This is a genomic window from Brevibacillus jepli, from assembly GCF_047229145.1.
Taxonomy (GTDB): domain Bacteria; phylum Bacillota; class Bacilli; order Brevibacillales; family Brevibacillaceae; genus Brevibacillus.
Window position 1 is genome coordinate 14,313 of sequence record NZ_JBFEFW010000028.1, and the last position, 18,055, is coordinate 32,367.

Genomic DNA, 18,055 nt, shown 5'->3' on the forward strand with positions numbered 1-18,055 from the left:
CTATGAAAAGCCCTTTTTTTATAAACAAAAACAGGACACCTCAAGTGCGTCCTGTTTGTCTGCGTTTTTCTTCAAGCTTTGCCTGTTCGTACTCTTCAGGCGTGTTGACATTACATACAGCCCACGGGTCCAACCATTCATCAGGCAAGGACACTACGCGCAGCTCATCTAATGTGCGCATCAGTTTTCGTTGTCCATGCAACAGCGCCTGCTCCCAGTTGACCTGTGTCCTCCGATGGTACACAGCGCATAACGGATGGATTCGTCCTTCAGACTGGGCGACAATTACGTCCCAATCATTTCTCGCTTGTGCATATTCGAGGAATTTGGCAATTTGGACTCGATCCATAAAAGGTAGATCACAGGACAGCACCAGCAAAGCATCCTCGGAGCTGATTCGAAAGGCAGTAACCAGGCCACTCACAGGACCGCAGGATGGAACCAGATCAGGTGTAATCTTGACTGGTTGTTCATCATTTTGTTCCTTTTGTGTCACTTGAGTGTGCTGCAAATCGTTCGCTACAATGAAACAAGACAGACCTGCCGCCTCGACTTCTTTTACCAGCTCTGTTAAAAATGTTCCGTCTCTCCACGGTAAATTTTGCTTTGGGAAGCCCATTCTGCTGCTTTTTCCCCCAGCTAAAATAACCGCACCGATACGCAGCTGCTGCATAAATTTCCTCCTAGGCGTTGACAATAATATTTATTAGTTTATAATAAATTTAAACAGATAATTATTTTAAATAAGGAGAGATTCTCGATGAATAACACACTCTACAACGTTTTAAATAAACAAGTGGCGAACTGGACAGTCCTCTATACGAAACTACACAATTTTCACTGGAATGTAAAAGGGCCTCACTTCTTTACGCTTCACGCGAAATTCGAGGAATTGTACAACGAAGCAGCAGCGAATCTCGATACCCTCGCTGAACGCGTTCTCTCCATCGGCGGTAAGCCCATTGCAACTTTGGCTGCATGCCTAAACACAGCAAGCATCACAGAAGCAGAAGGAAACGAAACAGCCGAACAAATGGTAGAAACCATCGCGAGAGACTTCTCGATTCTCGTAGACGAGCTGAAGCTGGCTATGGAAACTGCTGACCAAGCGGACGATGAAGCGACAGCTGATATGCTGCTGGAAATCCGCAGCGGCCTGGAGAAGCACATCTGGATGCTCAAGTCCTTCCTGCAATAAGCGAACAAATAGATAGACACCAAAAGGCGATTGTGCATGGAGCACATCGCCTTTTGATCTTTTCTCCGCGAAACCGCCTGATTCACCCAGCTTGCCCTAGAGTGAAAAGATCAGTTTCCGCCCGTCTTTTTCTACTTTTACTTGGGGTAAATACTTTAATGACTTCTGTACACCAATGTAGGGACTAGCAAACTCTACCTTGTGACGTGATTTCAACACCTCACAGAGATCAACCAACGACATCGGAGACATCGTTTCCCGTAACAGGTTTTCGATGTGCTTCGCGACTTCCAAATAATCATGACGGATGTGCGCCTTTCTGACTTTCATACGCTTCATCAGATCATCTGATAATTCCTCTGTCGTCTCCTCTACTTCCTCTGGACCCTCACTATCCTTGATCCCAGCTTCGCTATCCAGCTCGCGAATCCGGTTCAAAAGCTGCTTGATGTCAGCCCCCAGCTGCTTGTCCTGATCTACATACTGTCGACGCAGCGCCATACGTTGTTCCAGCATGGCCTGCAATGTCATTTGTAACGCTTTCCGTTCGTTAAACATTGCGTTATGTATTCCCCTTTTCGCAAAAAGTAGAATGATGGAATTATATCCAATCATAATATAATTCTCACTACTTGGAAACGGGAAAATAAAGCGCTCAATCTAGCAAAAAAGATAGCTTTTTACAAAGCCATTATCTGCTTTCGTAAAAAGCTATCTGCATTTTATAACGGCTAATTACAGATTGTTTAAGGAAAGATTGTAATTAGATTTTCCAAAAGACAGTAGTTTAATATAGTATGTTTCACCAGCAACAACATCGAATTCTGCTGTACCAGGGCTCTCTGCAATAAGGGTAGTTTTGTCAGATGCAAATACTGCATAAACAACTAGCGATTGGTTCTTTTTTGTAACTTTGGTACTCATTTTTCCGGTTTGGTTTGCTACAAACACAAACATATCTACATCACTATTATCCGCTTGCCCTGAGATAGATGAGTTAATCTCCAAAACATTAGCTGTTGCAGCGGTATTGTTAGGTTCTGTTTCTGTGCTTGCAGCAAAAGCGGATGAGGATACAGCAAATACTAGTGTCAATGCGAGTAGGATTTTTTTCACAATGATTGCCTCCTATAATGTGGAATAATTGGAATATACTATTATCTGCAAATTATGTCAAAATATAATGTTTTTTGAATATATTTGTTATTTCGCGTCAGAATCCCACTAAAAAGACCCATCCAATAATGGACAGGTCTTTTACCTCTTTCTATTACATGATCAAGCTGCCTTCTCATCACTCAAGCGATCCGTAATCACCGCAATCGCACCATCACCCGTTACGTTACAAGCAGTTCCGAAGCTATCCTGCGCAATGTAAAGAGCGATCATCAACGAAGTCAACGTAGTATTAAATCCGAGCATCGACTCCATCAATCCGAGTGCCGCCATGACTGCTCCGCCCGGCACACCTGGTGCGGCGATCATCGTTACGCCCAGCATCAAAATGAATGGGAACATCACGCCAAATGATGTCGTCATGCCATTCAGCATCATAACTGCCATCGAACAGCTGACGAGCGTAATCGTACTCCCTGACAGATGGATCGTCGCACACAGCGGAACGACGAAATCAGCGATCTTTTCGCTCACACCGTTTTTCTTGGTCTGATTTAATGTGACAGGAATAGTAGCCGCAGATGATTGTGTTCCAATTGCGGTGAAGTAAGCAGGAAGCATATTTTTCATCAGCGTGAATGGGTTTTTGCGTCCCATCTGGCCCGCTACCAAGTACTGCAGGAACAGATAGAAAATATGCAAGGCAATGATCATGACAAACACTTTCACAAACACGGACAAAATCATGGTGACTTGTCCACCATAGGTCAAATTGGAAAACACGGACAGGATATGCAACGGAAGCAACGGAATAATGACAGCAGCAATGAGCTTCTCAACGATATCTCTCAGGTCTACCATCACATTTTGCAATGCGTTCCCTTTGATGACAGTCGCTCCAAGACCAAGGGTGAAGGCGAGCAATAATGCTGTCATCACACCTACTACCGGCGGCATGTCCACGGTAAAGAATGGTTTCACCAATGCTTCTTCCGGATTGGCATACTGATTTACCAGTCCACCTACCTCGAGAATATGAGGAAAAATACTCGTACTGACGAAGTAAGCAAGCGCTCCTGCAATGATCGTGGACAGGTAAGCAACCCCTGTGGTTACCCCAAGCAAACGCCCCGCTCCTTTGCCCAGCTCACCTATACCTGGTGCGATGAATCCAATTATAATCAACGGAATCGCAAATCCGAGGAAATTTCCAAATAGGCCGCTAAATGTAGCCAATCCTTTCACAACCCAATCCGGCGCAATCGAGCCGATCCCGATACCAAGGACAATGGCAATCAGGATTTTGGGTAGTAAACCTAGCTGTTTCATGACTTGAACCCCCGTTATGTGTTGATAAATGATGTCCACGTGGAATGGACTATGTCTTCTATACATGGACTGATGAATAACAAGGTAACACATTCGGGATGAGGTTGTCATGGATCATAAAAAAGTAAAAATATTTAATTTATTTACCTTAATTAAAATTCATAAATCTTCCATCCAAAAGAAAAACCCCAAATGAGCGTTACTTCCTCACTTGGGGCACGGAATCATTTTCCACAAACCACTTGGCGAAATTCTTCTTCGATATCTGCCAGCACGCGCATGGCATTCGCTAACTCTTGCTCCTTCTTTTCCACGATCAATGTGTGACAACGACCGAATTGCTTCGCCTGCTTCTCTTTGATCGCCGCCAGCTCTGGTGCATACTTCGAGAAAAATGCAGCGAAATCAAGAGCTCGCCTCGCCCCTAGCTGGAAAGCAAAATAGGATAAGTGGCCAATCTCCGCTGGCGAAAGTCCACCTTCCTCATCAATCCGCTTCACTACACGCAAGATCGCTTCCTTTCCGTATAGGATCGAAGGGTTTGGTTCAGCCGCTGCGCTTTCCTGATAGATCCCTTGGTATAAACGAAGCGCATTTGCAAAGAGCTCCTCCTCTGTCGGACTGCCCACCCGTTTTGGTGCTGTCCAATAATGATAGGAAAAGAGGCCATCAAATATTTTCTCAGCCTTCCACGCCAAGACAAACTGGGACAACGGAAGGCTGACAAAAGGAAAACCTGCGGGATCATGCACGTAGATCGCTTGATCATCCATCTCGTACGCAAGGACAAAATGATCAGCGCCACCCAAGTACTGCGCATTTGGGTTATATGTCAGATAACCCATATCGAGCGGTCCGAGCAAAACGGGCCCCTGTTCCAAATCACGCCGCAATTCCGCCAACGGTGGCTCGCCCTCCGCATCTCCTGATCTTTCCGTCCAACGAAACCCAAGCAGTTCTAGCGCATGACTGACACCACGGTCAGGAATCACTTGTCCGAAATAAATGACAGTCTGCTCCTCATACCAGATGGCCCCGACTCCTACACCTGAAAGTACCTCGAGAACGGCAGGTGATACCTTCTCCCCAATCGTCTCCAAAAGCATTGATGATGAATTTGCGTAGCAGTAGTGTCCACTTCCAATATACGATAGCATGCTTTTCTCCCTCTTTCTCATCAAGTATAGGATGGCTTACCTATCATTGACTTCGGGTCGCATGTTTTTCTGACAACACTCGAAAAACTATTTAGGGTATTCCTTACAGATGAGCGATCACTTCGATTTCGACCAACGCCCCCAAAGGCAAATTGCCCGCTGCATAAGCCGTACGAGCTGGGGGATTTTCTGAGAAATACTCCGCGTACACTTCGTTCATTTCCTGGTAATCCTCGATATTTTGCAAGAGCACCGTGCTTTTCACCACATTTTCAAGCCCCAAACCATGTGCCTGCAATATGGCTTTCACATTTTCCAAGGTTTGTCTTGTTGCAGCTTTGATGTGATCTTTGATCAGTTCACCTGTTTCCGGTATAAACGCGATTTGTCCCGAAAGATAGATCATGTTATCGATTTTGACCGCTTGCGAGTACGGGCCAACTGCTTTTGGAGCTTTATCTGTATAGAGCACTTCTTTTCTCATCCTTTTGCCTCCATAACGGTATGGTTCCAATGGAATAGTTGATCAATGGTAACTGCTGATCCGCCACAAACAATGACGACAATGTTTCTATAGCCTTGCAGGAATGCAGGAGCATCATAGACTACGGATAAGGAAGCCCCACATGCCGGTTCGACAATCGTTCTATACTCATCAGCAAATCTCACGCAAGCATGGGTAGCAGCTTCGTCGGTTACCAAGTGAGGTTTAATCGAGTAGTCATTGGAATATTCCAGCGTTTGGCTCGATATGCACTTCGCCCCCAAGCTTGTTGCTATTGTATGGATACTGTCTAAATGTACGAGTTTTTTGGCTTGATAGGACTGGTAGAACGAAGCCGCTCCCTCTGTTTCTACCGCTAAAATATGTGTATCCGTCCACTCATTCTTGATCAGTCCTTCGACTACTCCATTCAGCAAGCCGCCGCCACCGACAGATAAAATAATCAAATCTGGTTGCTCGCTGCATTCTTCTTTTAGTTCATCGACTAATGTAGCGTGTCCTTCCCAAATCAACGGATGATCAAATGGAGGGATGTACGCTGTGTGCGCTTCTTCACACAAGGAGAGGGCAAACAAATGCGCTTCATCCCATGCCTCCCCGTGGACAATTACGGTAGCTTTTTGTTTTTCGAGTTTATTAATCATAAATGGCTTGGTCGATTTAGGTACCACTACGGTTACCGGGATGCCTAATTTTCTTCCTGCATAAGCAGCCGACAATCCTGCGTTTCCACCGGAAGAAGACACCAAATGAGTTGCTCCTTCTGCCGCTGCCCTTCTGCACATATTTCCAATCCCTCTAAGCTTGAACGAGCCAGATGGTTGATGTGCTTCCATCTTCAGTTGAATGGACTGCTTTTCAGTCGATCGCGTTACCATTTCGATAAGAGGTGTTTTGATATAGAGCTCCATCCTGTCTCACTCTCCCCGTTATTGGCTTTCTAACAGCTTGTTGGTAATGATGTAGAAAAGATCCGGTTCCTTTTCGTACATTCCTTTTAGTGTTTCGACGCCCATTTTTTCAGTCAAAACCTTCATCATCATGTCGTGGCGAATGTATTCCTTCGCTAACAGAATCAGCATCGGGTCTTGGGTATGTAGCGCAAATGGAACAACCTCCTTGGAAAAGCCGGCAATGATTACCTCTTCATCATCAGACACCACAATTGTCAGCCTCTGCTTCATGCGCTGTTCCTCAATAACAGCAGTAGAAGGGTTATGGTAAAACGTCTTTCCAAAATCACTGGTCTGCTCACAATGAAATAACAGCGAGTAAAGTCGCACCCCTGAATCCAGAGCCTTTCTCGAATAAGGTGCAATCGCCTCGATCTCAGAATCCCAGATGGATAGCCATACTTCATGACGAGATTTTGATAGTAACGTGATCATTTGCTGCAACACTTGTTCCCTCTCCCGAATGTGCCGGATGACATTGACTTCGGGAGGTTGTTGAAGGGACTCCAGGTTGTCTTCCAGGCTGTCAAACACTTGATTCTTCGCCTCTCGCAAACGCCCGATAAACTCCTTTGGAGGAATCGGCGTATAGGTCACGGGCTCAGAGCGAACTTCATGAATAGCACCATGCGCGATGAGCTTATTGATTGTCTGATAAATCATCGAGCGCGGCACCCCACTTTGCTTGCTTAATTCATAGCCCGTGACAGGTGACTGCCTCAGTAGTGACAAGTACGCTTTGCTTTCATTTTGCGAAAATCCGATTTTCATCAAGTCATCAATGAGTTGATCCATTTGCAAGATCTCCTTAGTAGTTATACACCTTACTACTATAACAAAAGAACCCCAAGCGAGCTACACCTTACTCGACTGGGGTTAGTGGTTATTGATAATCAACGATCGTGATCCATGAGCTTCCCTCTACTCATCTTCATCTTCATCTACTTCCGACATGACAAAAAATTCCTTCTCGAACCCGGTTTTCTCCCAAAATGCTTGTGCTGACTCATTTTCTACGTCCACAAACACGTGAATATACGAAACATTTTGCGCGAGAAGCCAGCTTTTCAGACTGTGAACAATTGCTTGTCCCGCTTTTTGCTTGCGGTACAGAGGGGCAACGTACAGCTCCACCACATGACCCGAGTATGTGTCAAACACCAAATCTTTTTGCATGGCAGCAAGTCCAAAGCCAATAAGATTATCGTTATCGTCGAGAGCGATATGTACAACTCCGTACGCGGACTGGCAATATTGGATGATCTGCTGTTCGATCCCTGCCATTTCTTCATCGGATAGCTCACAATCTGCTGTTTCGATCGCGTTTTGGTTCCAGAAAACAACAATCTCTTTCAGATAACGGCTATCTGCTTCTAACTGTTCAATACGCATGTCCTGTCAAACCCTCTCTTATCCGTAATATTTCTTGAAAAATTCCATCTTTTCACTCACGAAACCGTCATCCGACTCGATGCTACCCATGATATGAGGATCATGCATGCACAGCCCCATTAGCCACAATTGGCGAATGCCTGTCATGAGCGATACTGCTTTCGGCTAAGGGACGAACCTCGGTGTATCCTTTTAGAAACGCTTTCCACAGTGATTCTACCAATTCGTCCTCTTCCTCGATCAATATTCTGCTCAGCTTGAACGCAGCCAGATCATACGCTCGCCAGCCATATCCGCACAGGTCGAAATCAAAGTGGGTATAGGAGTTATCCTCGCCGAAGTTCGTATTAAAATTGCCTTGCAGGTCACCGTGACAAATGCCCCACTCGAGTCCGATGCGAATATGTTCGTTCAGCTTGGCTTCCATGTCTGCCGCCAGCTTCTGGAGAAATTGCAAATCTTCCTGCCGATGCTGCAAACGTGCCTCGATGATGGCCAACGGGCGATGAATCAGCGTCTTTGCGTCCCACACGTCTCTAGCTTGTCGGGTTGAAAAGCCTTCCGCTTTGACGTGCAGCCAGGCAACGGCTCTGCCAAATCGTGCACTCAGCTCCTCGTTATCCATCTCTTGCTCCCTGCCCTCGGCGTAGGTGAAAAGCGCCCCGAAGCGATTCCCTTCTGCTGCTTGCAGGCTCAAGACGTGTTTTCCCGATGCGTCTGCAATTGGGACTGAGACAGATACCCCTTCTTTGTTCAAATGTAGCAATAGCTCCATCTCGAAAGCGACTGCTGCTTCCTCTGTCCGCCAATCGCTGCGATACAGCCTGAAAACTCGCTTTTGATCGACTGTCTCGACGAGGTACGTATCGTTCATGCCTCGAAGCATGTATTGAACCGATTGTATTTGTTCGGCTGGATATGCTTCTTGAAGTACATGCAGCAATGCTTTTTCGCAGATGGTTGAGTAGACTACGGGTAAATGCATAGTCATGATGCTCCTTTTTTGCTAAGGTTTGGTAAGTTATTAGAAATAGACGTGGAAATCGTGAAAAGGACACAGCTGGAAAAGAAAGACCTTGAAGGGCTTTGGGCCGATCAAGGTCTGGTGTTGGTTGTATGCATAGAGAGCTCCTCTTCAAAATCGTAGTGTATGTTGCGAAGTTTTTTTGAATGAGCACAACAGGTGATGGATAGTCTATATCTGTATGGACAAAAACTGTTATTCGTTATTTCTTCACTTTTCCCTTGATCTCGCGCAGCTCCTCGAGGATCAGGTCGTATTTGCTGCTGTATTTGTCCAATAAATCTTGTAATCGACCCTCGCGTTCGCGATTTTCTTTCATAATATAAAACAGCAACCAGACAAACAAAGCTGCAAATGGCCCTTGCTGAAGCAACACGGTTGTTACTTGATCTTCCATGCATGATCTCCCCTTTTGCCCTATACCGAACGAGCGTTCTCGCATCGTTCTTAACCGTATTTTGTACAAAAGGCTTGTACATAATTCATCTCAAACAAAATAACTGTACGCACTTTCCTTTTCCTTTCTCATTTAGTACAATATATTTGTACATCCTCACAGGAAGGACTGGCACGCTCATGCTATCTCAGCGCTTACGTACAGCTCGTAAGACAAAAGGTCTGACCCAGGAAGAGTTGGCAGAGCATGTCTGCACGACCAAGGGGACGATCAGCAACTACGAGAACAACCACAGCACACCACCGAATGATATGCTGCGGCAATTGGCGGACGTTTTGAACGTCACAACCGACTGGTTGTTGGGCCGCACGGATGAAGTCACGGCTTATGCGCTCCCAGCAACAGAACAGGCAAGTCAACGTTCGTTGGACGAGCTCTTGCAGGAAAAGATCGATGACCCAGATGACTATTATTTCCTGGACGGGTATCTGGACGCTTCAGAAGAGGAGAAAAAAGAAATTCGCCGCTATTGGTACGACTTGAAGAAGCAATGGAAAGTACGTCAAGTGCGCGAGGTAAGACCTCCTTCTTTGTTTGACATCACGGAAGATATGAAAAAAAAATAACCCCAATGCGGGGTTTTCTTTTCAGCACAAACAAGAACGTACGTTCCTGACGAATGATTTAAGGAGGTCTTACATGCTCCACTCCCTTTTGCAAGAAATCAGCGAGCCGCAAACATGGCTGGAGAGTCGCGTATACTTGTTACTTCAGCATCACGGCATCGATTCGCCCGAACAAATCGATCTGCATCTGCTCTGCGAGACGTACGGTATCGAGATCCATCCTATTTGTGGCCGGAGTCGTGCGCACGCGCATCCGTATTTGCCGGGGCGATATGTCATTGCGGTGGATGAACGGCTCGATCTGGCTTCGCAGCGGGTAAAAATCGCACATGAGCTCGGACATTTGCTCCTCCATGAAGGCATTCAGCCACAGAGCAGCGAATGGATGATTGACTGGCAAGAATCGCAAGCAAACCATTTTGCCGAGCATTTGCTGCTCCCCTTTTACATGATGAGCCCTCTGCTTGCCGATTGCTCGCGATACAACGCTCCGGCTATTTTGGCTCAGCGCTTTCAGGTACCCATGTCTCTGGCTCGGGCCCGATTTGATCGCATATTGAGCCGTCTGTATGCCAAAGGCTTTCCCGTATATGGGTAACCGACTCAATTATGTAGGAGGCGATGCCGAATGAAACGAGTCTTCATTGCCGGTGATGCATATACGTCTCATTTTTTTGATCTAGCCCTGGATCAAGACGAGGAGCTATCGTTGTTACCCTCCCTGGAGGTAGCCAGCTATCATGTGGCTCGCTTTGCTCTTATCATGCGAGACGAGGGTCTTAGCGGTCTTGGTATTTTTCCCGGTGATGCCCTCTTGATCTCAGACTTTTCGATGGAGCCTGTAAGAGACCGACCTGTTTTGATCAGACAGGAAGGGCAATTCCTCGTTCGCATTGCAGCAGACGTCAATCCACTGGAATGTCTGTTTACGACCACACGCGAGCAGGACGAACCACTGCTGCTGCCCTCGGAAAATATTCGCATTACAGGTGTAGTATCGGGTATTATTCCACGTTCATCATCGTAACCTCAGTGAGGAGCCAATCCTTGATAGCTGCCACTGTTTGCTGCCACTGCTCCTGCGGGGTAATGGCAGCAGGCTGATCTCCCTCCTGCGATCCATAGCTTCCGAACTGGGAATGGTTCCCTCCTTCTATGGACATGTACACGGTACGCTCTGGCAAATATTGCTTGCCCTCCTCGAACTTTTGCAGATCGATCACACCATCGCGAGATCCGAGCAAGGATAGCACAGGCAAATTCACCTTTTTCAAATTTCCTTGTCTGTTTGGATACGCTCCCAGCAAAAACACACCACTGATTCGCTGCGGATGGTTTGCTGCGTATTGAGCTGCCATAGCACCACCGAGTGAATGTCCTCCTATGACAAAGGTTTGATTCGGATACGCCTTCAATACTTGCGTGGCTCGCTGCATATCACTGACAGCTAGGTTCAGCGGCATGCGCGCGATAAAGACCTGGTATCCGTAGCCTGCAAGTGCACGGGCGATTGGCGCATAGCTCTCTGGTTTGATCAGTGCTCCCGGATATAGGATGAGTCCTGGTTCGCGTGACTCCCCACCTTGGAAAACAATCCAGTCATTCGTATCCATGACCGTAATTCCTTCTCCGCCTTGCATGGCGGTCTTCGCTGCCTGATCAGGCTGATACGGCTGCAAATACCAGATAACCGTGCATAGAGCACCGAGTATCACCAATACGAGTGCCTGCAACCACTTTTTACGTGCTTGACTCATCCTACCACCTCGTTTCCGTTCCCATGTATGCTGCTACTTATTATGTCTCAAATATAGAAAAAACCGTCAGAGACAAATTCCCGACGGTCATTGGTAATGGCTGCATTAGCCTTTTTCCTTCTGCCTTTCACGAAACCGGCGCACCTTCATCAGGTTTCCGCACATTTTATCATCACACCAACGGCGTACCCGGTTGCGGCTTTCATCATAAAACACCCAGCGGCAATCCTCGTTGTCACATATTTTGATTCGCTCAAGATGCTGCGGTGCGAGCAACTCCGCGAAAGAAGCCGCGATTTGTGCCATGATGAGGGTCCATCCCTCTGCAAAACTGTATTGCTGCTGCTTGTAGCTCCCCTCCTCTTCAACGTACAGCACCTGCACATGAAAAGGCGCAAGAGCCAGAGCTCGGTTCAATTCCGCAAGGTCCTCCTCTAGGAATCGGTCTCCACGGACAACGGCTTCCAGCATCCGTCTCAACCGTTTGCGCAGCTGCAAAAGAGACGCGGCACACTCCTCATTCATCGGCAGCGGAGCGGTTAGATTGTAAGTTTGCAAAAAGGATGCCAGCCATTCCTGGTTCTCTAATCGATTTTCCCAACGACCAGAGCCACGCCAATCCCGCCAATCACTATTTAAAAAGTCGATACAAAGCCAGTCCATGTCATCATCTCTCCTGACTACCCCTTCATTATTTCTCTCTTGTATGAACATACAGGATATGGTAATCTTTATATGTAACTATCGTTTTAGAATTAACTGGTTACATTTTCGTTGCTTACTGCTATTATAGCGTTTCATCAATCTGTTTCACAGACGAGGAGGACGCGTATGAATCGGAAGGATTTGCTTTTGCACGGTTGGGAATGTACGTATGACAAGGAAGACTGGTATCCACCCTTAAAAGATGCACTTGCCGGAGTATCGGCAGCCGAGGCGAGCTGGCGCCCAGAAGGTGAAGCAGCCAACACGATTTGGGAAAACGTCAGTCACCTTCTGTATTACAAAGAACGCTTGCTGCATCGTCTGCTTGGCACCGAATTCCCCGGCTCAGCTGAGACGAACGATGATACATTCACCCCGTCCGGCGGTCCAGATGACGAAAACGCCTGGCAGGCTACCCTTTTGCGAATGGAAAGCGTCCATCGCCACATTCATGAAAAGCTTTCCTCGCTCACAGATGAGGAGTTAGACCAGACAGCTACCTATACGCCCATTTACCAAGCCGTGATGAGTCTCGTCCTGCACGATGCGTTTCACACGGGACAAATCGTCCAAATACGTAAGCTGCAAGGCTCTTGGCCTGCCAGACGCTCATTTGAATAACAAAATTTCACATTGATTATTCACAAACAATCCTTTATAGTTGATGAATCACATAATTTCATACATGTTATCCTCATCTTTCACGGTGAGGATAGAGGTCGCGGCTTTTATATCATCCTGTACGAGATTCAGAAGAAATCAATGACTCCAGGTAAGGAAAATCCGCCGAAGCTCATATCGCATCTCTGGGCGATTGGGTTGGGGCTGTACTCGAAAGGGGCAGAACTGTCACGTTTGCTAGCCAAGCAAGCGTGGTGAGCTATCTTCAGTGAAGGCTTGGTGGGGATTGGATGATACCGCCCTATGCCATTTTTTTGGCTATGGCGGTTTTTTCGTTTCCGACCTTCCTTCTCAAAAATCTTGAAAGGTCGTGCAAGCAGCTTATGTCACAGAATCAATTGCAACGTGGTTTAAAAGCCCGACACCTGACGATGATCGCTATCGGTGGTTCGATCGGGACGGGATTGTTTCTCGCGAGCGGAGGCTCGATCCATTCCGCCGGGCCTGGTGGAGCATTAGTCGCCTATCTCGCCATTAGTATTATGGTTTACTTTTTGATGACGAGCCTGGGGGAAATGGCAGCCTTCATGCCTGTATCCGGTTCGTTCTCAACGTACGCTACACGATTCGTCGATCCATCTCTCGGCTTTGCCCTCGGCTGGAACTATTGGTACAACTGGGCGATTACCATTGCTGTAGAACTGTCAGCTTCCGCACTTATTATGAAATACTGGTTCCCGGATACTCCAGCGATTATATGGAGCGCCTTGTTCCTCGGATTGCTGTTTGCCTTGAATCTTCTGTCGGTTAAAGCCTTTGGAGAATCCGAATATTGGTTTGCCTTGATTAAAGTAGTAACGGTCATCATCTTTATTATTGTTGGTGTATTGATGATTTTTGGGATTATGGGTGGTCAAGCAGTCGGCTTCCAGAACTTCACCAAAGGAGATGCACCGTTCAGCGGCGGATTCATGGCTATGCTCGGCGTCTTCATGATTGCCGGATTCTCTTTCCAAGGGACAGAGCTGGTCGGTGTCGCGGCTGGGGAAAGTGAAGACCCTGCTCGTAATATTCCGAAGGCGATTCGCCAAATTTTCTGGCGCATCCTGCTCTTCTACATCCTCGCTATTTTGATCATCGGATTGTTGGTTCCGTACGACAATCCAAATCTGATTAGCGGCGACCTTACTGATATTGCGATTAGTCCTTTTACGATCGTTTTTGAAAATGCCGGATTTGCTTTTGCAGCATCCGTCATGAACGCGGTTATTCTCACGTCCGTTTTATCTGCTGGTAACTCAGGAATGTACGCTTCTACTCGCATGCTGTGGAATTTGGCGAAAGAAGGAAAAGCACCGAAATGGTTCGCAAAAATTACACGTAACGGCGTTCCGATCAATGCCTTGATCTTGACCGCGCTCATCGGCGCCCTTGCTTTCCTGTCCTCCCTGTTTGGGGAAGGCGAAGTGTACGTATGGCTTTTGAATGCGTCCGGTATGTCAGGCTTCATCGCTTGGCTGGGGATCGCCATTAGTCACTACCGTTTCCGCAAAGCGTTTATCGCTCAGGGCCGTGACTTAAGCGAGCTACCTTATCGGGCAAAGCTGTTCCCGTTCGGACCGATTTTTGCCTTCATCATTTGCTGTATCGTTATTTTGGGGCAAAACTATTCCGCATTCATGGGTGGAACGATCGACTGGTATGGCGTCCTGGTTTCTTACATTGGCCTGCCACTCTTCTTGATCATTTGGCTCGCATATAAAATCACGCAAAAGACCAAGCTCGTCCCTCTTGAGCAAGTTGACTTCAGCATGGATGAGCAGACAAGATAATAGAAGGAAATGTTGGGCTCCCGTTAACTGTGCGGGAGTCCTTTTTCATGCTTGCCAGCATATGAAAGTGCTACATAATAAAAAACTCCCAGAAAAGAGCCGATAGTATAAACAAGAAACGATTCGAGATCAGTTTCCTTTTGCTTCTCACAAGTCATACCAGTCATCTGATAAAAGGTAACCATGATCTCCTGCCATCATGACTGAACATGAATCCAAGTGAGGAGAGAAGAACATGCAGATTCAATCAAATACCCGCTACGTAACACCCCAGCTTACCTCTACCCCAGATGCACCCAAAATGGTGACAGGAACTCGATTAGGGTCGCCGGAGCGCGATACGGTTGACCTTCGTTCTCACAAGGCACGCGAGCTACCTGCTGGTGTCATCGAACATCATAGTGTCCAATTTTTCTTTAACTCAGAAGTAAATGAGAGCCTGGATAAATTTTTTGCAGACAAACCCCCCGAAGCTCGTAAGGCATTTAATCACATACTTGAACATAATTTTTTCAACTCGAGTTCCACTTACACCGATGAAGAAAGAGCTGCTTTCGTTGAAGTAGGCTTAACCCAAGGAAAATTTTTAGCGGACAATTTCATGAAAGATGAGGAAGCTGCTGAATTTTTGAATACCCTCCATCTACTCGCTGCTGTTGCCAAAACAAGAAAGGTTGACCCTGCAACTGGAAGTGTCAGCTACATAGAGCTGCCACAAAAGCCTCATGGCGCACCCCACGACTATGTTAATCCGACCAAGTTAATGGAGCGGTACGACCCAGAAGCTTATAAGAAAATGCAAGCGACCACAACCAATCAAACAGAGAAAGTCAGCATGCTGATTCAATTCGTCAAAAAGCTACGTCATCGTCAAGACTGGATCTCAGAATATCGAAAAGAACAAGATACACTTGTATCCCATTTAAAAAATACAAAAATCGATAACCGCTTTGCAAACGTAAATACAACGGACGCAGGTGAATTCGTTCGCCAAATCAATGAGCTAATTCAAAGTGATCGCTTCCCTACCCACACACAATTGCTTACAACGAATATAGCCTCTTTTATGCAAATCCTATCAAAATAAAAGCAGCCTTGGTCTGATTTCCCATCGGACTGAGGCTGTTTCCTTTCAATTGTTCAGCCCCCCTTCCTATTACCAGCCTACCAATTTGAGACAAATATTTTTTATTGACGAATTTCTGTTGGAAATATATACTTTTCATGAATTTGATAATGATAATCGTTATCATAATTATGTTACAGGAGGTTGCCCCATGAAATCCAGGCTATTCAAACACATTTACAGCACAACATTAGTCACTTCTCTCCTCACGGGTGGCGCCCATGTGGCTATGGCTGCTCCACTCGCGATCGCCGCCGAGCAGACGGACGTTTCCCCCTTGTCGCTCGATTTTGCAGTAGAACAGGCACTAAAAAACAGCGTAGATCTGGAGCTGCTTCGGCTTGACTTAGATATTACGGAATACGAAACATCCATCACACTGAGAGAGAAAGCCGAAATCAAAAAATCCAGCATCATGACCCTAGCTGACGCAAAAAAGAAATTCGAAGAGGCTGCCAAAGCCATCAAAGAAGTCGTCGTCGATGAAGCAGCCATGAATACACAAAAAAACACGATACAATTGCAAGTACAAAAAGCTTTCTTCGAAGTCCAATCTCTCGATGCCAAGATCAAAGCCCAAAAGAAAAGCATGCAACGGCAATATTGGGCGGACTCCCAAGAAACAGAAGCTCACAAAAATCTTGCTGCGCTTGAAACCAGCTACAAACAAGCATTGGCCAAGCTCAACGAATTATTGAATGAAAAAGCGGACAAAACGTGGAAAGTGGAAGCAGCTGATCTGACCCATTATACGATACCCACTCTGGAACAATTGCAGGCAAAAGCTTTTGAAAAACGCCCGGAAATGATGAAGGCTCAAGCGGAAATAGACTTTGCTCAAGTAAAAATCGATTACACGGCAGAGTATGCCGCACTCAGCACATATAAAGGCACGATCGCCAAAAATGAACATAAAAAAGCTGAACTGCAAAAACAAAAAGCGCAAAAGAAAATTGGACAAGAAGTAAGCGACAACTATGGGAAGGTTCTCGCAGCGAAAAAGGCTTTGGATGAAAGCACATCAAAGAAAGAAAACGCATTGGAGCGCTATCAGGCTACAATCGATCAATATAGACTAGGAAAAGCATCGTTGAAAGATATAATGGAGCACGAAGCAAGCCTGTTTGATTCCGAAACAAAAGCAATCGAATCTATTTATCAATACAATGTAGCTGTTATCACCTTGAATCAGTCGACTGGCTATTAATATTTCGTATTACGAAGGATCTCATTTATTCATTTCATATAGAAAAGGTAGAAAAGGCTTCACCCCTAAGGTGAAGCCTTCACTCATTCATCAGCTGCTCAAATACTTTGGCCATCTCCAATCGGCCATCATCTGCACCGAAATCCTCTATGAGCCACCAAGCAGAGAGTACACTGTGGCAATATGCCCACGCCAAGACCCTCTCCTTTTGCAAATCCAGTACCTTAGTCAGGCCATTGACGCGTTGCTTCATTACTTCCTCTACTCCACTCTCCGGCAGATGATTCAGCAAAAACGGAATCACCTCGTACTCCGTCTCCCCGATCGATCCCTTCGGATCAATCGCCAGCCACGACTCTCTTTCTGCACGCAAAATATTTTCGTGATGGAGATCTCCGTGCAACAGACACTGTTCTTTTTGCGTAGAGAGAAGCTTTTTGTACCATCGTTCTGCCTGCTCCAGCATTTGCTCGGGAATCGGTCCTGTCCCCCCTTGGAAATGAGGTCGAACCTCCTCCAATCCCACAGCCCAGTCTGCTATCGTCGGAAACGTAAAAGCAAGCATGCCTGTTTTCGAAATGGGGGTATGCATTCTTTTGATCACGCCGGCCAAGCATTGAATCCGTTCGTCTTCGCTGCTCAGCTTGTCCAGTGTCTCCCCTGGCTGGATGCGCTCCAAAAGCATTACGCCTTTTTTCTCGTCAGCATCGAGCAGCTGTACCATCCCCTGCCCTGCAAAATTTCGAATCGCAGCCAGCTCCCTCTGCCATTCCACTCCAGGTACCCCGAGCTTTAACACTGCGTTTCTCCCATCCTGCATCACTACAGGAGCAACAAAGTTATAAGAGAGTGGGAACGGCTCTAACACCTTTAAAAACCACCGCGCTTCGCAATCAGCAATCAGCTCATGAAAGGAATCGAGCCAGAGACGCCCTGCTTCTTTATGTACGCCCTTAATCGTTTTGATAAAATGATTTGGCAGTGAAATCATTAGAGATCTCCTCCTAGAACTACCTTCAAGACATCCTCATGCACCAGCTTTCAAGCTGTTCCCTTACCACAGCCGCGAAGAAGAAGCGCATTTCCAGTCAAGCTCCTCTGGAGCCCTAC

The 18,055-nt window shown here is 46.5% G+C and carries 22 protein-coding genes and 1 riboswitch; of the genes, 8 read left to right on the top strand and 14 right to left on the bottom strand.

Going from position 1 to position 18,055, the window contains the following annotated elements; all coding sequences use genetic code 11:
- Window positions 1–40 precede the first annotated feature (40 nt).
- The gene (locus AB1L17_RS24345; protein WP_412847700.1) at window positions 41–673 is read right to left on the bottom strand and encodes a molybdenum cofactor guanylyltransferase; all 633 of its coding nucleotides are present in this window, start codon (window positions 671–673) and stop codon (window positions 41–43) included.
- 87 nt (window positions 674–760) lie between these two features.
- Here AB1L17_RS24345 and AB1L17_RS24350 point away from each other — a divergent pair, with 87 nt between their 5' ends.
- A complete protein-coding gene (locus AB1L17_RS24350; RefSeq protein ID WP_412847701.1) occupies window positions 761–1,198 on the top strand; it encodes a Dps family protein in 438 nt (145 codons plus the stop codon).
- Between the two features lie 96 nt (window positions 1,199–1,294).
- Here AB1L17_RS24350 and AB1L17_RS24355 read toward each other — a convergent pair whose 3' ends face one another.
- The 10 genes from AB1L17_RS24355 to AB1L17_RS24400 form a co-directional block, all read right to left on the bottom strand.
- Window positions 1,295–1,756 (bottom strand): hypothetical protein, encoded by a 462-nt coding sequence (locus AB1L17_RS24355; protein WP_412847702.1) that lies wholly within the window; start codon window positions 1,754–1,756, stop codon window positions 1,295–1,297.
- 177 nt (window positions 1,757–1,933) lie between these two features.
- Window positions 1,934–2,314 (bottom strand): hypothetical protein, encoded by a 381-nt coding sequence (locus tag AB1L17_RS24360; protein WP_412847703.1) that lies wholly within the window; start codon window positions 2,312–2,314, stop codon window positions 1,934–1,936.
- A gap of 162 nt (window positions 2,315–2,476) precedes the next feature.
- Window positions 2,477–3,643: a dicarboxylate/amino acid:cation symporter gene (locus AB1L17_RS24365; RefSeq protein ID WP_412847704.1), complete on the bottom strand. Its 1,167-nt coding sequence runs from the start codon at window positions 3,641–3,643 to the stop codon at window positions 2,477–2,479.
- Between the two features lie 224 nt (window positions 3,644–3,867).
- Window positions 3,868–4,800, bottom strand: a complete 933-nt coding sequence (locus AB1L17_RS24370; protein WP_412847705.1) for a YobF C-terminal domain-containing protein — start codon at window positions 4,798–4,800, stop codon at window positions 3,868–3,870.
- Window positions 4,801–4,903: 103 nt separating this feature from the next.
- The gene (locus AB1L17_RS24375) at window positions 4,904–5,284 is read right to left on the bottom strand and encodes a Rid family detoxifying hydrolase (RefSeq protein ID WP_412847706.1); all 381 of its coding nucleotides are present in this window, start codon (window positions 5,282–5,284) and stop codon (window positions 4,904–4,906) included.
- The gene (locus AB1L17_RS24380) at window positions 5,281–6,216 is read right to left on the bottom strand and encodes a pyridoxal-phosphate dependent enzyme (protein ID WP_412847707.1); all 936 of its coding nucleotides are present in this window, start codon (window positions 6,214–6,216) and stop codon (window positions 5,281–5,283) included. Before AB1L17_RS24380 ends, AB1L17_RS24375 begins: the two co-directional genes overlap by 4 nt.
- An 18-nt stretch (window positions 6,217–6,234) precedes the next feature.
- Window positions 6,235–7,053 carry a TrmB family transcriptional regulator gene (locus tag AB1L17_RS24385; protein ID WP_412847708.1) on the bottom strand — a complete coding sequence of 273 codons (819 nt, stop codon included), beginning with the start codon at window positions 7,051–7,053 and terminating at the stop codon, window positions 6,235–6,237.
- 126 nt (window positions 7,054–7,179) lie between these two features.
- On the bottom strand, window positions 7,180–7,650 hold the full coding sequence (locus tag AB1L17_RS24390; RefSeq protein WP_412847709.1) for a GNAT family N-acetyltransferase: 471 nt from the start codon (window positions 7,648–7,650) through the stop codon (window positions 7,180–7,182).
- Between the two features lie 100 nt (window positions 7,651–7,750).
- Window positions 7,751–8,635 (bottom strand): phosphotransferase, encoded by an 885-nt coding sequence (locus AB1L17_RS24395; protein WP_412847710.1) that lies wholly within the window; start codon window positions 8,633–8,635, stop codon window positions 7,751–7,753.
- 241 nt (window positions 8,636–8,876) lie between these two features.
- Window positions 8,877–9,071: a BhlA/UviB family holin-like peptide gene (locus AB1L17_RS24400; RefSeq protein ID WP_412847711.1), complete on the bottom strand. Its 195-nt coding sequence runs from the start codon at window positions 9,069–9,071 to the stop codon at window positions 8,877–8,879.
- Between the two features lie 179 nt (window positions 9,072–9,250).
- On the opposite strand from AB1L17_RS24400, the gene AB1L17_RS24405 reads away from it, so the two are divergent.
- From AB1L17_RS24405 to AB1L17_RS24415, 3 genes are all read left to right on the top strand, one after another.
- Window positions 9,251–9,697 (top strand): helix-turn-helix domain-containing protein, encoded by a 447-nt coding sequence (locus AB1L17_RS24405; protein WP_412847712.1) that lies wholly within the window; start codon window positions 9,251–9,253, stop codon window positions 9,695–9,697.
- A 73-nt stretch (window positions 9,698–9,770) separates the two neighbouring features.
- Window positions 9,771–10,295: an ImmA/IrrE family metallo-endopeptidase gene (locus AB1L17_RS24410; RefSeq protein ID WP_412847713.1), complete on the top strand. Its 525-nt coding sequence runs from the start codon at window positions 9,771–9,773 to the stop codon at window positions 10,293–10,295.
- Window positions 10,296–10,325: 30 nt separating this feature from the next.
- Window positions 10,326–10,724, top strand: a complete 399-nt coding sequence (locus AB1L17_RS24415) for a hypothetical protein (protein ID WP_412847714.1) — start codon at window positions 10,326–10,328, stop codon at window positions 10,722–10,724.
- Here AB1L17_RS24415 and AB1L17_RS24420 read toward each other — a convergent pair.
- Window positions 10,702–11,454: an alpha/beta fold hydrolase gene (locus tag AB1L17_RS24420; RefSeq protein ID WP_412847715.1), complete on the bottom strand. Its 753-nt coding sequence runs from the start codon at window positions 11,452–11,454 to the stop codon at window positions 10,702–10,704. The genes AB1L17_RS24415 and AB1L17_RS24420 overlap by 23 nt on opposite strands.
- Before the next feature lie 105 nt (window positions 11,455–11,559).
- Entirely contained in the window at window positions 11,560–12,117 is a 558-nt protein-coding gene (locus tag AB1L17_RS24425; RefSeq protein ID WP_412847716.1) for a CGNR zinc finger domain-containing protein, read from the bottom strand.
- Window positions 12,118–12,285: 168 nt separating this feature from the next.
- Between AB1L17_RS24425 and AB1L17_RS24430 the strand changes: the two genes are divergently transcribed.
- The 4 genes from AB1L17_RS24430 (at window position 12,286) to AB1L17_RS24445 (ending at window position 16,945) form a co-directional block, all read left to right on the top strand.
- Window positions 12,286–12,780, top strand: a complete 495-nt coding sequence (locus AB1L17_RS24430; protein WP_412847717.1) for a DinB family protein — start codon at window positions 12,286–12,288, stop codon at window positions 12,778–12,780.
- 84 nt (window positions 12,781–12,864) lie between these two features.
- Window positions 12,865–13,050: riboswitch (Lysine riboswitch) on the top strand.
- Between the two features lie 113 nt (window positions 13,051–13,163).
- Complete coding sequence (locus tag AB1L17_RS24435; RefSeq protein ID WP_412847718.1) at window positions 13,164–14,612, top strand: amino acid permease; 1,449 nt, start codon at window positions 13,164–13,166, stop codon at window positions 14,610–14,612.
- Between the two features lie 235 nt (window positions 14,613–14,847).
- On the top strand, window positions 14,848–15,699 hold the full coding sequence (locus AB1L17_RS24440) for a hypothetical protein (protein WP_412847719.1): 852 nt from the start codon (window positions 14,848–14,850) through the stop codon (window positions 15,697–15,699).
- A gap of 190 nt (window positions 15,700–15,889) precedes the next feature.
- The gene (locus tag AB1L17_RS24445) at window positions 15,890–16,945 is read left to right on the top strand and encodes a TolC family protein (RefSeq protein ID WP_412847720.1); all 1,056 of its coding nucleotides are present in this window, start codon (window positions 15,890–15,892) and stop codon (window positions 16,943–16,945) included.
- Window positions 16,946–17,024: 79 nt separating this feature from the next.
- Here the strand turns inward: AB1L17_RS24445 and AB1L17_RS24450 are convergent, their stop codons facing one another.
- Window positions 17,025–17,936, bottom strand: a complete 912-nt coding sequence (locus AB1L17_RS24450) for an aminoglycoside phosphotransferase family protein (RefSeq protein WP_412847721.1) — start codon at window positions 17,934–17,936, stop codon at window positions 17,025–17,027.
- Between the last annotated feature and the right edge of the window lie 119 nt (window positions 17,937–18,055).

Coding starts and splice junctions, on each gene's coding strand:
- AB1L17_RS24400 (WP_412847711.1), bottom strand. CDS start 9,071: ATGGAAGATCAAGTAACAACCGTGTTGCTTCAGCAAGGGCCATTTGCA.
- AB1L17_RS24385 (WP_412847708.1), bottom strand. CDS start 7,053: ATGGATCAACTCATTGATGACTTGATGAAAATCGGATTTTCGCAAAAT.
- AB1L17_RS24425 (WP_412847716.1), bottom strand. CDS start 12,117: ATGGACTGGCTTTGTATCGACTTTTTAAATAGTGATTGGCGGGATTGG.
- AB1L17_RS24420 (WP_412847715.1), bottom strand. CDS start 11,454: ATGAGTCAAGCACGTAAAAAGTGGTTGCAGGCACTCGTATTGGTGATA.
- AB1L17_RS24410 (WP_412847713.1), top strand. CDS start 9,771: ATGCTCCACTCCCTTTTGCAAGAAATCAGCGAGCCGCAAACATGGCTG.
- AB1L17_RS24440 (WP_412847719.1), top strand. CDS start 14,848: ATGCAGATTCAATCAAATACCCGCTACGTAACACCCCAGCTTACCTCT.
- AB1L17_RS24395 (WP_412847710.1), bottom strand. CDS start 8,635: ATGCATTTACCCGTAGTCTACTCAACCATCTGCGAAAAAGCATTGCTG.
- AB1L17_RS24370 (WP_412847705.1), bottom strand. CDS start 4,800: ATGCTATCGTATATTGGAAGTGGACACTACTGCTACGCAAATTCATCA.
- AB1L17_RS24390 (WP_412847709.1), bottom strand. CDS start 7,650: ATGCGTATTGAACAGTTAGAAGCAGATAGCCGTTATCTGAAAGAGATT.
- AB1L17_RS24365 (WP_412847704.1), bottom strand. CDS start 3,643: ATGAAACAGCTAGGTTTACTACCCAAAATCCTGATTGCCATTGTCCTT.
- AB1L17_RS24415 (WP_412847714.1), top strand. CDS start 10,326: ATGAAACGAGTCTTCATTGCCGGTGATGCATATACGTCTCATTTTTTT.
- AB1L17_RS24450 (WP_412847721.1), bottom strand. CDS start 17,936: ATGATTTCACTGCCAAATCATTTTATCAAAACGATTAAGGGCGTACAT.
- AB1L17_RS24430 (WP_412847717.1), top strand. CDS start 12,286: ATGAATCGGAAGGATTTGCTTTTGCACGGTTGGGAATGTACGTATGAC.
- AB1L17_RS24435 (WP_412847718.1), top strand. CDS start 13,164: ATGTCACAGAATCAATTGCAACGTGGTTTAAAAGCCCGACACCTGACG.
- AB1L17_RS24405 (WP_412847712.1), top strand. CDS start 9,251: ATGCTATCTCAGCGCTTACGTACAGCTCGTAAGACAAAAGGTCTGACC.
- AB1L17_RS24445 (WP_412847720.1), top strand. CDS start 15,890: ATGAAATCCAGGCTATTCAAACACATTTACAGCACAACATTAGTCACT.
- AB1L17_RS24375 (WP_412847706.1), bottom strand. CDS start 5,284: ATGAGAAAAGAAGTGCTCTATACAGATAAAGCTCCAAAAGCAGTTGGC.
- AB1L17_RS24350 (WP_412847701.1), top strand. CDS start 761: ATGAATAACACACTCTACAACGTTTTAAATAAACAAGTGGCGAACTGG.
- AB1L17_RS24345 (WP_412847700.1), bottom strand. CDS start 673: ATGCAGCAGCTGCGTATCGGTGCGGTTATTTTAGCTGGGGGAAAAAGC.
- AB1L17_RS24380 (WP_412847707.1), bottom strand. CDS start 6,216: ATGGAGCTCTATATCAAAACACCTCTTATCGAAATGGTAACGCGATCG.
- AB1L17_RS24355 (WP_412847702.1), bottom strand. CDS start 1,756: ATGTTTAACGAACGGAAAGCGTTACAAATGACATTGCAGGCCATGCTG.